Consider the following 13,135-nt stretch of genomic DNA (forward strand, 5'->3'; position numbering starts at 1 on the left):
CCAGGATCGCAGGCCAGAGCGCAGGCAATCCCGCTGATCTCAACTCCGTACAGGCCCTAGAGGGAGGCGAGGACTTCTTGGCGGAGGCGGGTTTTGAGGATCTTGCCGCCGGGGTTGCGGGGGAGTTCGCCCTCGCGGAACCAGACATGCACCGGGATCTTGAACTTGGCGATGCTGTCGGCGAGGAACTTCTGGAGCTCTGCGGCCGTCACCGAGGCTCCGGGGGCGAGCTTGATGACCGCCCCGACCTCCTCACCCAGCTCGTCATGCGGCACCCCGATGACCGCGGCGTCGTCCACCGCCGGGTGTTCGAAGAGGGCGGCCTCGACCTCGGCGCAGTACACGTTCTCCCCGCCCCGGATCACCATGTCCTTGGCCCTGTCGACGATGTACACGAAGCCCTCGGAGTCGATCTTGGCGAGGTCCCCGGTGTGCACCCACCCGTCGATGAACGTCTGCGCCGTGGCCTCCGGCTTGTTCCAGTAGCCCAGGATCACGTTCGGCCCGCGCAGGCACAGCTCGCCCACCTCCCCGGGCGGCAGCGTCCCGCCCATCGGGTCCACCACGCGCACGTCGACGACGGCCGAGGGCAGGCCGATGCTGTCGGGCCTGGCCAGATAGTCGGGCCCGCCGTTGCCGATGGCCAGCGCGGTCGTCTCCGTCATGCCGTACCCGTTGGACGGCGCCCGGTCGGGCAGGTTCTCGGTGATCCGCTCCAGCAGCTTGGGCGGCGCGGGAGCCCCGCCGTACCCGAGAGTCGTGAGGGACGAAAGGTCATATTTCCTGAAATCGGGGTGGGACATGAGCTGCCACGCGTTGGTGGGAACCCCGAGCATCGTCGTGGCCTTCTCCCGCTCGATCACCTTGAGCGCCTCCAGCGGATCCCACTTGTACATCAGGATCAGCCCGCCCCCCAGGAACAGCGTGGACGTGAGCCCGGAGAAGCACCCGGTGACGTGGAAGAGCGGCACGGTCAGCAGCGTCACCCGCCGCACCGACGAGGCCGCGGCGGGATCCTTGCCGGCCAGCGCGACCGCCCGGAGGAACCCGTAGGCCAGCGTCATCGGCGACTGCCCGAGGTTGCGGTGGCTGCCCAGAGCCCCCTTGGGCCGCCCGGTGGTGCCCGAGGTGTAGAAGATCGTGGCCGGGTCGTCGGGCGACGGCTCCACGGCAGGAAGCGTGACGTCCGCGGAGACCTCGCCCATGACCTCGGCCAGCGACCGCGCCCCGTCAGGCACGTCGCCGCGCGCCACGATCAGCGGCACCCCGGTGGAGGCCAGCCGCGCGGCCCGCTCGCCGTCCGCGATCAGCACCTTGGCCCCGGAGTCGCTCACCCCGTAGGCCAGCTCCGCCTCCGTCCACCAGGCGTTCAGCGGTACGGCTATCGCCCCGGCGGCCAGCGTCGCCGAGAAGGCGACGACCCATTCGGGGTAGTTGCGCATGGCGATCGCCACCCGGTCGCCCTTGGCCACGCCGTACTCCGTGACGAGCCGGCCGGCCAGCGTCGCCGCCCGCCTGAAGTGCTCTTCGAAGGTGATGTGCTCGTCCTCGTAGACCAGGAACACCTTCTCGCCGTGGAAGCGGCTCATCTCCAGCAGTGCGCGGAAGTGCTGGGGCGCGTGTTTCCACGTGCGCACCGCGGTGTCCCCGATCTCCTCCATCTCGAAGAGCTGTCCCGGCCCGGTGAGCTGGGCCTCGACCTCGGCGTGCGAAAGAGACATACGCAGAACTCCCGCAGTGACGGCTATCCCGGATAAATCACAGTACCGACCGGTAGGTACGTCGCGCTAGAGCGTCATTCTGTGAGTGGTTATGCACTAAATGACCGTTTTGTCGACATAAGCGGGCTTGCATATCCATCCCGTCCAGTGCATCATCTTCAGAAAGCAAGACCATGAGGCAGAGTGCATGAACATGCAGGAGGTCGGATGAGAGCGGCGATCGCGGGAGCCAGCGGCTACGCGGGAGGCGAGCTCCTGCGCCTGCTGCTGGCCCATCCCGAGCTCGAGATCGGCGCGCTCACCGCGGCTTCGAGCGCGGGCGGCAAGCTCGGCGCGCACCAGCCGCACCTGCCGCAGCTGGCCGACCGGACCATCCAGGAGACCACCCCGCAGACGCTGCAGGGCCACGACGTGGTCTTCCTGGCCCTTCCGCATGGTCATTCGGCCGAGGTGGCCGCCGCCATCGGCCAGGAGGCCATCGTGGTCGACTGCGGCGCCGACCACCGCCTGACCGCCGAGCAAGCCTGGCAGGAGTTCTACGGCGGGCCGCACGCGGGCAGCTGGCCCTACGGCCTGCCCGAGCTCCCGGGCCAGCGCGAGATCCTCGCCGAGGCCCGGCGCATCGCCGTCCCCGGCTGCTATCCGACCGCGGTCGCCCTGGCGCTCTTCCCCGCCTTCCAGTACGGCCTGGCCGAGCCGGACGTCGTGGTCGTGGCCGCCAGCGGCACCAGCGGCGCCGGCAAGTCGCTCAAGCCGAACCTGCTCGGCAGCGAGGTCATGGGCTCGGTCAGCGCCTACGGCGTCGGCGGCGTCCACCGCCACACCCCCGAGATGGAGCAGTCCCTCGGCGCGGTCTCGGGCGGACCCGTCCGGGTGTCGTTCACCCCGACGCTGGCTCCGATGAGCCGCGGCATCCTGGCCACCTGCACGGCCCCCGCAGCCCCCGGCATCACCAGGAACACGGTCAGGGAGGCCTACGAGGCGGCCTTCGCGAAGGAGCCCTTCGTCAGACTCCTGCCGGAAGGCGCCTGGCCCGCCACCGCGATGACCTACGGCGCCAACACCGCCGCCCTCCAGGTGACGCTCGACGAGCGCGCGGGCCGCCTCGTCGCCGTCATCGCCATCGACAACCTCACCAAGGGCACGGCCGGAGGCGCCATCCAGAGCGTCAACCTCGCCCTCGGCCTGCCGGAAGAGACCGGACTTCCCCTGACAGGAGTCGCACCGTGAGCGTAACCGCCCCTCTCGGCTTCAAGGCCGTGGGTATCGCCGCAGGCATCAAAGCCAGCGGCGCCCGCGACCTCGCCCTCGTCGTGAACGAGGGCCCCAGCCGCGCCGCCGCGGGGGTCTTCACCGCCAATCGCGTGAAGGCCGCCCCCGTGCTCTGGTCGCAGCAGGTGCTGAAGGGCGGCCGAGTCCGAGCGGTGGTGCTGAACTCCGGCGGCGCCAACGCCTGCACGGGCCCCGAGGGCTTCCAGGACACCCACGCCACCGCGGAGAAGGTGGCCGAGGCGCTGCAGGACTCCGCCGGCGAGATCGCGGTGTGCTCCACCGGCCTGATCGGCGAGCGGCTGCCCATGGAGGCTCTGCTCGGCGGCGTCGAGACCGCCGCCACCCAGCTGTCGCGCGACGGCGGCCTGGCCGCGGCCGACGCCATCCGCACCACCGACACGGTGTCGAAGATCTCCTTCAAGCGCGGCGACGGCTACATGGTCGGCGGCATGGCCAAGGGCGCGGGCATGCTCGCCCCGGCGCTGGCCACCATGCTGTGCGTCATCACCACCGACGCCGACGTGACCTCGGAGGAGCTCGACGCGGTGCTGCGCGGGGCCACCGCCAGGACCTTCGACCGGCTCGACGCCGACGGCTGCATGTCCACCAACGACACGGTCCTGCTGCTGGCCAGCGGCGCCTCCGGGGTGAAGCCGGACCTGGCCGAGTTCGGGCAGAAGGTGACCGAGGTCTGCGCGGACCTGGCCAGGCAGCTGCTGGTGGACGCGGAGGGCGCTTCCAAGGCCATCGCCATCGAGGTCGTCGGCGCCGCCTCGGAAGCCGACGCCGTCACCGTGGGCCGCACGGTCTCCCGCTCCAACCTGCTCAAGTGCGCCATCCACGGCGAGGACCCCAACTGGGGCCGCGTGCTGTCAGCCGTCGGCACCACCGACGCCGTCTTCGAGCCGGACCGGCTGAACGTGGCCATCAACGGCATCTGGATCTGCCGCGGCGGCGCCGTCGGCGACGACCGCTCCAAGGTGGACATGCGCCCCAGGGACGTCACGATCACCGTCGACCTGTCGGCCGGCCCCTACTCGGCCACGATCCACACCACCGACCTCACGGCCGACTACGTCCACGAGAATTCGGCGTACTCGTCATGAGAGCCAACGAGGCGCACGCCAAGGCCGAGGCCCTGATCGAGGCCCTGCCCTGGCTGGCCAGGTTCCACGGCGCGACCGTCGTCATCAAGTACGGCGGCAACGCGATGACCGACGAGGCGCTCAAGGAGGGCTTCGCGGAGGACGTCGTCTTCCTGCGGTACGCGGGCCTGCGCCCGGTCGTGGTGCACGGCGGCGGCCCCCAGATCAGCGAGCACCTGGACAGGCTGGGCATCGAGTCCACCTTCACCGCCGGCCTGCGGGTCACCACGCCCGAGGCCATGCAGGTGGTCAGGATGGTCCTGGTCGGCCAGGTCAACCGCGAGGTCGTCGGCCTGGTCAACCGCCACGGCCCGTTCGCCGTCGGCATGTCGGGCGAGGACGCCCACCTGTTCACCGCCGAGCGCAAGCACGCCGTACTGGACGGTGTGAAGGTGGACATCGGGCAGGTCGGCGAGATCGTCAAGGTGGACCCCGGCACGATCGAGGCGCTGCTCGACAACGGCCGCATCCCGGTCGTCTCCAGCGTGGCCAGGGGCGAGGACGGGCAGATCTACAACGTGAACGCCGACACAGCGGCCGCCGCGCTGGCCGTGGCACTCAAGGCGCAGAAGCTCATCGTCCTGACCGACGTGGAGGGCCTGTACGCCAACTGGCCCGAGGACACCGACGTGATCGACAAGCTCGGCTCCGAGGAGCTGCGCGCGATGCTGCCCACGCTGTCCAGTGGCATGGTGCCGAAGATGGAGGCGTGCCTGACGGCCGTCGACGGCGGCGTGCCGCACGCGCACGTCCTGGACGGCCGCGTACCGCATGCGCTACTGCTGGAGATCTTCACCAACCAAGGAATCGGAACCATGGTGACGCCCTCATGACGTTGTTTGACAGGTTCGAGAAAGCGTTCATGCCGAACTACGGCGTGCCGCCCGTCGCGCTGGCCCGCGGTGAGGGCACGCGCGTCTGGGACGTCGACGGCAAGGAGTACCTCGACTTCATCGGCGGCATCGCGGTCAGCTCGCTCGGCCACGCCCACCCCGCCCTGGTCGAGGCCGTCTCCAAGCAGGTGGCCACGATCGCCCACACCAGCAACCTGTTCCTGCACGAGCCCGAGGTCCTGCTCGCCGAGAGGCTCCTGGCGCTGCTGAACGCCCCCGGCCGCATCTTCTTCGCCAACTCCGGCACCGAGGCCAACGAGGCCGCCTACAAGCTGGCCCTCAAGTACGGCAGGCAGGACGGCCGCAGCTACTTCGTGGCCGCCGAGAACGGCTTCCACGGCCGCACGATCGGCGCCCTTTCGCTGACGGGCAAGAAGTCCATCCGCGACCAGTTCGGCCCCTTCCCCATCGAGGTCAGGTTCGTCCCGTACGGCGACGCCGCGGCGTTGAAGGAGGCCGTGACCGGCGACTGCATCGCGGTGTTCCTGGAGCCGACGCAGGGCGAGGCCGGGGTCGTCCCGCCGCCCGACGGCTACCTGGAGGCGGCCAGGGAGGTGTGCGACTCCACCGGCGCCCTGCTGGTGGCCGACGAGATCCAGTCGGCGATCGGCAGGACCGGCCACTGGTTCGCCCACCAGGCGGAAGGCGTCACGCCCGACATCCTCACCCTGGCCAAGGGCCTGGGCGGCGGCCTGCCGATCGGCGCCTGCATCGGCTTCGGCGACACGGGCAAGCTGTTCGACAAGGGCGACCACGGCTCCACGTTCGGCGGCAACCCCGTGTCGTGCGCGGCGGCGCTCGCCGTACTGGACAATCTCGACCTCGACCACGTGAAGAAGGTCGCGGTCCAGCTCAGGAGCGGCCTGGAGGCGATCCAACACCCGCTGCTCAAGGGCGTGCGCGGCCGCGGACTGTGGCTGGCCACCGTGCTCAACGAGCCGGTCGCGCCGAAGGTGCAGCAGGCCGCCGCTGAGGCTGGCTTCCTGGTCAACGCGCTCCAGCCCGACGCGGTACGGCTCGCCCCGCCCCTCGTCGTGACCGAGGCAGAGATTCAGCAGTTCGTCGACGCGTTCCCGGGGGTTCTGTCCCATGCCTAGGCATCGCGCGGACTCGGCGCAAATCAGACACTTCCTGAGGGATGACGACCTCGCCCCGGCCGAGCAGGCCGAGGTGCTCCAGCTGGCCGCCGCCATGAAGAAGGACAGGTACGGCTACCGCCCCTTCGAGGGGCCCAAGACCGTGGCCGTGCTGTTCGACAAGCCGTCCACCAGGACCAGGATCTCCTTCTTCACCGGCATCGGCGAGCTGGGCGGGCTGCCGCTGGTCATCGACGGAGGCACCTCCCAGATGGGCCGCGGCGAGCCCGTCGAGGACACCGCCCGCGTACTGGAACGCCAGGTCGCCGCGATCGTCTGGCGCACCGCGGGCCAGGAACGCATCGAGGCCATGGCCAAGGGCACCACGGTCCCGGTGGTCAACGCGCTGACCGACGAGTTCCACCCGTGCCAGATCCTGGCCGACCTGCAGACGGTCGTCGAACGCTTCGGCACCACCAAGGGCCTGACGCTGACCTACCTCGGCGACGGCGCCAACAACATGGCGCACTCCTACCTGCTCGGCGGCGCCACCGCCGGCATGCACGTGCGGATCGGCGCCCCGGCCGGCTACCTGCCCGACGCGGTCATCCTCGACCGGGCGGCCGCCATCGCCGCCCGGACCGGCGGATCGGTGGTGGCCCTCTCCGACCCGGTCGCCGCCGTCCAGGGCGCGCACGTGATCGCCACCGACACCTGGGTCTCGATGGGCCAGGACGGCAAGGAGGAACGCGTCAAGGCGCTCATGCCGTACCAGGTCAACGGGGAGCTCCTGGAGCACACCGCCGACGACGTGATCGTGCTGCACTGCCTGCCCGCCTACCGCGGCTACGAGATCACCGCCGAGGTCCTCGACGGCCCCCGCAGCGCCGTCTGGGACCAGGCCGAGAACCGCCTCCACGCGCAGAAGGCGCTCCTACACTGGCTGGTGAATCGCCCATGATTCCGATGACGAAGGCGGCGCGGCAGGCGAAGATCACCGACCTGCTGCAGCGGCAGGCCGTACGGTCGCAGCCCGAGCTGGCCAAGCTGCTCGCCGAGAGCGGCGTGGAGGTCACCCAGGCCACGCTCAGCCGCGACCTGGACGAGCTGGGCGCGCTCAAGCTGCGCGCCGAGGACGGCTCGCTGGTCTACGCGCTGCCCGGTGAGGGCGGCGGCCGCATTCCGCTGGCCAGGCTGGGCGTCGGCGGCGAGACGCCGGCCGCCCGGCTGCTCCGGATCGCGGAGGAGCTCCTGGTCTCGGCCGAAGCCAGCGCCAACCTCGTCATCGTCAGGACCCCGCCGGGCGCGGCCCAGTTCCTCGCCTCGGCCATCGACCACGCCGACTGGGAGTCCATCCTGGGTACGGTCGCGGGAGACGACACCATCCTCGTCATCAGCCGCGACCCCCAGGGCGGGCCGGCGGTCGCGGAGTCGCTGCTCAAGGTCGCGGATCGACGTAGTTAGCCCGCTTCACGAAGCGGGCTCGCCGTACAAGATCCAGACTTTTCATGACAAAGAGGCAGCACATGAGTGAAAGAGTGGTACTCGCCTTCTCCGGCGGGCTCGACACCTCCGTGGCCATCCCGTTCCTGGCGGAGAAGATGAACGCCGAGGTGATCGCCATCGCCCTGGACCTGGGCCAGGGCGGCGAGCACATGGAGGTCGTCCAGAAACGGGCCCTCGACTGCGGCGCGGTCGAGTCCGTCGTGGTGGACGCCAAGGAGGAGTTCGCCGCCGACTTCTGCGTTCCCGCCCTGCAGGCCAACGCGCTCTACATGGACCGCTACCCGCTGCTGTCGTCGCTGTCGCGGCCGCTCATCGTCAAGCACCTGGTCAGCGCGGCCAAGCGGTTCGGCGGCACGGTCGTCTCCCACGGCTGCACCGGCAAGGGCAACGACCAGGTCCGCTTCGAGGCGGGGCTGGCCGCCCTCGCCCCCGAGCTGAAGGTCGTCGCCCCGGCCAGGGACTTCGCCTGGACCAGGGACAAGGCCATCGAGTTCGCCGAGTCCAAGGGCCTGCCGATCGAGACCAGCAAGAAGAACCCGTTCTCCATCGACCAGAACCTGTGGGGCAGGGCCGTCGAGACCGGCTTCCTGGAGGACATCTGGAACGGTCCGACCGAGGACGTCTACGCCTACACCGCCGACCCCGCCACGCCGCGCGAGCCCGACGAGGTCGTCATCACCTTCGACCAGGGCGTGCCCGTCAAGCTCGACGGCAGGACGCTCACGCCGTACCAGGTCATCGCCGAGCTCAACCGGCGGGCAGGCGCGCAGGGCGTCGGACGGATCGACATGGTCGAAGACCGGCTGGTGGGCATCAAGTCCCGCGAGGTGTACGAGGCGCCGGCCGCGATCGCGCTCATCACCGCGCACATGGAGCTGGAGAACGTCACCGTCGAGCGCGATCTGGCCCGCTTCAAGCGCGGCGTCGACCAGCGCTGGAGCGAGCTCGTCTACGACGGCCTGTGGTACTCGCCGCTCAAGCACGCGCTCGACGCGCTCATCGCCGACGCGCAGAGGTACGTTTCCGGCGACATCCGGATGACCCTGCACGCCGGCCAGGCCACCGTCACCGGGCGCCGCTCCGAGCAGTCGTTGTACGACTTCTCGCTGGCCACCTACGACACGGGCGACACGTTCGACCAGTCGCTCGCCAAGGGGTTCGTGCAGCTGTTCTCGCTTCCCGCGAAGATCGCCGCCGCCCGGGACACCAAGAACGGCTGAATGCACTATGGTCGCGGAGGACTTCGCTGTGGAGATTGAGGAGCTGACGGTGAGTGAAGGCAAGCCGATGCGGCTGTGGGGCGGGCGCTTCGAGGGTGGCCCGGCCGACGCGCTGACCCGGCTGTCGGTGAGTGTCCACTTCGACTGGCGGCTCGTGCCGTACGACCTGGCGGCGTCCCGCGCGCACGCCCGCGTCCTGCACCGGGCGGACCTGCTCAGCGAGGAGGAGCTCGAGCGCATGATCGGCGCGCTGGACGACCTCGAGCGCGCCTGCAAGGCGGGCGAGTTCCGCCCCACCGTCGCCGACGAGGACGTGCACACCGCCCTGGAGCGCGGACTGCTCGAGCGGCTCGGCTCGCTCGGCGGCAAGCTGCGCGCCGGACGCTCGCGCAACGACCAGATCGCCACCGACCTGCGGCTCTACCTCCGCGACCACGCCCGGCTCGTGGTCTCCCGGATCGTCGAGCTGGAGACCGCGCTGATGTCGCAGGCCGAGCAGCACGCCGAGACCCCGGCGCCCGGAATGACGCACCTGCAGCACGCCCAGCCGGTCTCCTTCGGCCACCAGCTGCTCGCGCACGTGCACGCCTTCGCCCGCGACATCGACCGCATCACCGACTGGGACAAGCGCGCCGCGATCTCCCCGCTGGGCTCGGGTGCGCTGGCCGGCTCGTCGCTGCCGCTCGACCCGGTCGCGGTCGCCGCCGAGCTGGGCTTCGACGCCGCCGCACCCAACTCGATGGACGCCGTCGCCGACCGCGACTTCGCCGCCGAGTTCCTCTTCGACGCCGCCATGATCGGGGTGCACCTGTCGCGGCTCGGCGAGGAGATCGTGCTCTGGGCCTCGCAGGAGTTCCGCTGGATCGAGATGGACGACGCCTACTCCACCGGCTCGTCGATCATGCCCCAGAAGAAGAACCCCGACGTCGCCGAGCTCGCCCGCGGCAAGTCGGGCCGCCTCATCGGCAACCTCATGTCGCTGCTGACGGTCTTGAAGGGGCTGCCCCTCACCTACAACCGCGACCTGCAGGAGGACAAGGAGCCGGTCTTCGACGCCGTCGACACGCTGCTGCTCGTCCTGCCCGCGGTGGCCGGCCTGGTGGCGACCATGCGGGTCAACACCGCGCGGCTCTCGTCGTCGGCCCCCGACGGGTTCGCCCTCGCCACCGACCTCGCGGAGCTGCTGGTACGGCGCGGCGTCCCCTTCCGCGAGGCGCACGAGGCGGTCGGCCACCTGGTCGTGTGGTGCCAGGTGCACGACAAGGACCTGGGCGAGCTGACCGATGACGAACTGGTCAAGGTCTCCCCGCACCTGACGCCCGACGTGCGCGACGTGCTCAACGTGCCCGGCGCGCTCGCGGCCCGCAAGGCCCACGGCGGCACCGCCCCCGACCGGGTCCGCGACCAGCTCGCCGCGCTGCGCGAGGCCGTCGACGCACAGGCGGCGTGGGCGAGCGGCAGCTGAGCATGGACGGCCTGCCGGCCACCGCGCCGCTCACGCGCGACTTCTTCGACCGGCCCTCTCCCGAGGTGGCGCCCGACCTGCTCGGGCGCGTCCTCGTGCACGGGCCGGTCGCCGTCCGCCTCACCGAGGTCGAGGCGTACGGCGGGCCGGGCGAGGACCCCGCGGCGCACACCTACCGCGGCATGACCCCGCGCAACGCCGTCATGTTCGGACCGCCCGGGTTCCTGTACGTGTACTTCACCTACGGCATGCACTTCTGCGCCAACCTGGTGTGCCTGCCGGAAGGATCAGGATCGGCGGTGCTCCTGCGCGCTGGAGAGGTGGTCGCGGGGGTCGACATCGCTCGCGCCCGGCGCGCCAACGGGGCTCCGCGTGTCGAGGGCGCGCGCCGGCATGTCGATCGCGACCTCGCACGCGGCCCTGCTCGCCTCGCGGTGGCGCTGGGGTTGCTGCGCGAGCACAACGGCATCGACGCCATCGACCCGGCTTACCCAGAAATTTCGGCATCTGGGGCTGCGATGCTCGAAGGCGCCCCCGCCGACCCGGCGACCATCCGGTCGGGCCCGAGGACCGGCATCTCGTCCGCCAAGGAAACCCCTTGGCGGTTCTGGATCGACGGCGATCCGACCGTGTCGCCCTACAAGGCTCACGTGCCGCGACGGCGCAGCGTGGCGGCCACCTCCGTGAGGGAGGCGCCGCCCAGCTCGTGACGGCTGAAGATGTGCAGACCGTCGCCGGTGTCGACCTCGAGCATCTCGCTCCGCAGGCCGTACCTCCGGCGCACGTCAACCCGGATGTCCTGGATGTCGTCCCAGGCGACGTGGTGGCGGCCGGCGAACCCGTGCGCCACGGTGATGCCGGTCTCGTCGACGGCCAGCCGTACGGGGACGAGCACGTCACGCAGCCCCATCCCGCCCACCAGCACAGCCGCGGGGACGGCGAGCACCAGGCCGCGCAGATCGCCCTGGAGGTACCACCAGACGGCGAGACCCGCGCACGCCAGACCCCCTAGGATCTTGAAAACGGCCAGCTCGCGACGGACCCTCCACATGGACACCGAGAGTATCCAAGTGGCGGTCATGTGTGCGGATCGGGCAGGCTGTAACCACTCGCCGTCTACCCGGAAAGTTTTGGGCCGTGACCGACATTCTCGATGAGCTCGAATGGCGCGACGTCCTCGCGCAGACCACCGACATCGACGCCCTGCGTGAGGCGCTGTCGAAGGGTCCGATCACGGTCTATGCGGGCTTCGACCCGACCGCCCCCTCGCTGCACGTCGGAAACCTGGCCACGCTGCTCATCCTGACCCGCTTCCAGCGGGCGGGACACAAGCCGATCGGGCTGGTCGGCGGCGCGACAGGGCTCATCGGCGACCCCAGCGGCCGCAGCACCGAGCGGGTGCTCAACACCTCGGAGGTCGTGGCCGAGTGGGTGGCGCGCATTCGCGTGCAGGTGGAGAGATTTCTGGACTTCTCAGCTGAGGCGAACGCCGCCACGCTGGTCAGCAACCTCGACTGGACCGCTGAGATGTCGGCCATCGACTTCCTGCGCGACGTCGGCAAGCACTTCCCGATCAACCGGATGCTGGCCCGCGAGTCCGTGGCCGCTCGGCTCGGCGGCGACGGGCTCAGCTACACCGAGTTCAGCTACCAGCTCCTGCAGTCCAACGACTACCTGGAGCTCTACCGGCGCAATGCCTGCACGCTGCAGATCGGCGGCAGCGACCAGTGGGGCAACATCACCGCGGGCGTCGACCTGATCCGCCGCGTCGAGGGCGCGCATGTGCACGCACTCACCGGCAAGCTGATCACCAAGGCCGACGGCACGAAGTTCGGCAAGACCGCGGGCGGCGCCGTGTGGCTCGACCCGGCGCTCACCTCGCCGTACGCGTTCTACCAGTACTGGCTCAACGCCGACGACCGCGACGTGATCCGCTTCCTGAAGGTCTTCACCTTCCGCACCCGCGAGGAGATCGACGAGCTGGAGAAGGCCGTGGCCGACCGGCCCTTCGCCCGCGAGGCGCAGCGGGCGCTGGCCGAGGACCTGACGACGCTGGTGCACGGCGCCGACGAGCTGGCCGCCGCCGTGGCGGCCTCCAAGGCGCTGTTCGGCCAAGGGGAGCTCGCGTCGTTGTCGGCTACCACGTTGGAGGCGGCGCTGCTCGAGGTGCCGCGCGCCACCGTGCCCGCGCTGGGGGCGCCGCTGGTCGACCTGATGGCCGAGAGCGGGCTGGTGGAGTCCAAGTCGGCGGCGCGGCGCGCGGTCAAGGAGGGCGGCGCGTACCTCAACAACGTCAAGATCACCGACGAGAACTACGTGCCGAGTCCCGACGACCTGCTGCACGGGCGCTTCCTGGTGCTGCGGCGGGGCAAGAAGTCCGTCGGCGGCGTGGAAGTCAGCGCCTGACCAGGCGCGACGCGGCCCGCGCCGGCGGGCCGCGTGCGTCGATTTGACGATCCGCGGATCGCGGCCTAGTCTTTTACTTCGCCCCGAGAGCGAGCCGGACGCCGAACACGGCGGACGGGCCCCAGGGGCAGGCCCCTTGAGAACCTTTCATCTCGGGCGCGTGTGATCCGCCGGAAAATCGGTTGATTCGACATGTCCTGAGTGAGACGGTACCTTACGGAGGTCGCCCAGAAATTCTAGAGCGATTTCGGTTGTCCGAAAGTCTTCGATTTGACTTTACGCCGATGAAACTCCTAGAATTAAAGGGTCGAAACGAACGAAAGCCTCCTGAAGTTTGGGAGTACGCGTCCGTTTCTTGAGAACTCAACAGTGTGTTAAAAGCCAGTGCATGAATTTTCATGCAACACCTCGTCTGTTTTAGACGGACATTT

Annotated in this window: 12 protein-coding genes; 10 read left to right on the forward strand and 2 right to left on the reverse strand. The window is 69.9% G+C overall.

Features of this window, described 5'->3' with window-relative positions:
- Positions 1–56 precede the first annotated feature (56 nt).
- Positions 57–1,721, reverse strand: coding sequence for a class I adenylate-forming enzyme family protein (locus tag ACIBHX_RS26410; RefSeq protein ID WP_397069908.1), 1,665 nt, complete (start codon positions 1,719–1,721; stop codon positions 57–59).
- Between the two features lie 207 nt (positions 1,722–1,928).
- Here ACIBHX_RS26410 and argC point away from each other — a divergent pair, with 207 nt between their 5' ends.
- The 9 genes from argC to ACIBHX_RS26455 all read left to right on the forward strand — a co-directional run bounded on the left by argC (position 1,929) and on the right by ACIBHX_RS26455 (position 11,008).
- Positions 1,929–2,951 carry an N-acetyl-gamma-glutamyl-phosphate reductase gene (argC, locus tag ACIBHX_RS26415; RefSeq protein ID WP_397069909.1) on the forward strand — a complete coding sequence of 341 codons (1,023 nt, stop codon included), beginning with the start codon at positions 1,929–1,931 and terminating at the stop codon, positions 2,949–2,951.
- Complete coding sequence (argJ, locus tag ACIBHX_RS26420) at positions 2,948–4,099, forward strand: bifunctional glutamate N-acetyltransferase/amino-acid acetyltransferase ArgJ (RefSeq protein WP_397069910.1); 1,152 nt, start codon at positions 2,948–2,950, stop codon at positions 4,097–4,099. The genes argC and argJ overlap by 4 nt, the downstream gene beginning before the upstream one ends.
- On the forward strand, positions 4,096–4,971 hold the full coding sequence (gene argB, locus ACIBHX_RS26425) for an acetylglutamate kinase (protein WP_397069911.1): 876 nt from the start codon (positions 4,096–4,098) through the stop codon (positions 4,969–4,971). The genes argJ and argB overlap by 4 nt, the downstream gene beginning before the upstream one ends.
- The gene (locus tag ACIBHX_RS26430; protein ID WP_397069912.1) at positions 4,968–6,128 is read left to right on the forward strand and encodes an acetylornithine transaminase; all 1,161 of its coding nucleotides are present in this window, start codon (positions 4,968–4,970) and stop codon (positions 6,126–6,128) included. Before argB ends, ACIBHX_RS26430 begins: the two co-directional genes overlap by 4 nt.
- A complete protein-coding gene (argF, locus tag ACIBHX_RS26435) occupies positions 6,121–7,068 on the forward strand; it encodes an ornithine carbamoyltransferase (RefSeq protein WP_397069914.1) in 948 nt (315 codons plus the stop codon). The genes ACIBHX_RS26430 and argF overlap by 8 nt, the downstream gene beginning before the upstream one ends.
- A complete protein-coding gene (locus ACIBHX_RS26440) occupies positions 7,065–7,571 on the forward strand; it encodes an arginine repressor (protein WP_397069915.1) in 507 nt (168 codons plus the stop codon). Before argF ends, ACIBHX_RS26440 begins: the two co-directional genes overlap by 4 nt.
- Before the next feature lie 62 nt (positions 7,572–7,633).
- Positions 7,634–8,833, forward strand: a complete 1,200-nt coding sequence (locus ACIBHX_RS26445) for an argininosuccinate synthase (RefSeq protein ID WP_397069916.1) — start codon at positions 7,634–7,636, stop codon at positions 8,831–8,833.
- 7 nt (positions 8,834–8,840) lie between these two features.
- Positions 8,841–10,298, forward strand: coding sequence for an argininosuccinate lyase (gene argH, locus ACIBHX_RS26450; RefSeq protein WP_397069917.1), 1,458 nt, complete (start codon positions 8,841–8,843; stop codon positions 10,296–10,298).
- The gene (locus tag ACIBHX_RS26455) at positions 10,280–11,008 is read left to right on the forward strand and encodes a DNA-3-methyladenine glycosylase (protein WP_397069918.1); all 729 of its coding nucleotides are present in this window, start codon (positions 10,280–10,282) and stop codon (positions 11,006–11,008) included. Before argH ends, ACIBHX_RS26455 begins: the two co-directional genes overlap by 19 nt.
- On the opposite strand, the gene ACIBHX_RS26460 is transcribed toward ACIBHX_RS26455, so the two are convergent.
- Positions 10,945–11,349: a PH domain-containing protein gene (locus ACIBHX_RS26460; RefSeq protein ID WP_397069919.1), complete on the reverse strand. Its 405-nt coding sequence runs from the start codon at positions 11,347–11,349 to the stop codon at positions 10,945–10,947. The genes ACIBHX_RS26455 and ACIBHX_RS26460 overlap by 64 nt on opposite strands.
- Positions 11,350–11,435: 86 nt before the next feature.
- Here ACIBHX_RS26460 and tyrS point away from each other — a divergent pair, with 86 nt between their 5' ends.
- Entirely contained in the window at positions 11,436–12,704 is a 1,269-nt protein-coding gene (tyrS, locus tag ACIBHX_RS26465) for a tyrosine--tRNA ligase (RefSeq protein WP_397069920.1), read from the forward strand.
- Positions 12,705–13,135 lie beyond the last annotated feature (431 nt).

Origin of the sequence: Nonomuraea sp. NPDC050536 (assembly GCF_044457685.1) — a bacterium.
Taxonomy (GTDB): Bacteria; Actinomycetota; Actinomycetes; order Streptosporangiales; family Streptosporangiaceae; genus Nonomuraea.

Bases quoted from the DNA above. Each gene is read 5' to 3' on its own strand.
- ACIBHX_RS26410 (WP_397069908.1), bottom strand. From the start codon at position 1,721: ATGTCTCTTTCGCACGCCGAGGTCGAGGCCCAGCTCACCGGGCCGGGA.
- argC (WP_397069909.1), top strand. From the start codon at position 1,929: ATGAGAGCGGCGATCGCGGGAGCCAGCGGCTACGCGGGAGGCGAGCTC.
- argB (WP_397069911.1), top strand. From the start codon at position 4,096: ATGAGAGCCAACGAGGCGCACGCCAAGGCCGAGGCCCTGATCGAGGCC.
- ACIBHX_RS26430 (WP_397069912.1), top strand. From the start codon at position 4,968: ATGACGTTGTTTGACAGGTTCGAGAAAGCGTTCATGCCGAACTACGGC.
- argF (WP_397069914.1), top strand. From the start codon at position 6,121: ATGCCTAGGCATCGCGCGGACTCGGCGCAAATCAGACACTTCCTGAGG.
- ACIBHX_RS26440 (WP_397069915.1), top strand. From the start codon at position 7,065: ATGATTCCGATGACGAAGGCGGCGCGGCAGGCGAAGATCACCGACCTG.
- ACIBHX_RS26445 (WP_397069916.1), top strand. From the start codon at position 7,634: ATGAGTGAAAGAGTGGTACTCGCCTTCTCCGGCGGGCTCGACACCTCC.
- argH (WP_397069917.1), top strand. From the start codon at position 8,841: ATGGTCGCGGAGGACTTCGCTGTGGAGATTGAGGAGCTGACGGTGAGT.
- ACIBHX_RS26460 (WP_397069919.1), bottom strand. From the start codon at position 11,349: ATGTGGAGGGTCCGTCGCGAGCTGGCCGTTTTCAAGATCCTAGGGGGT.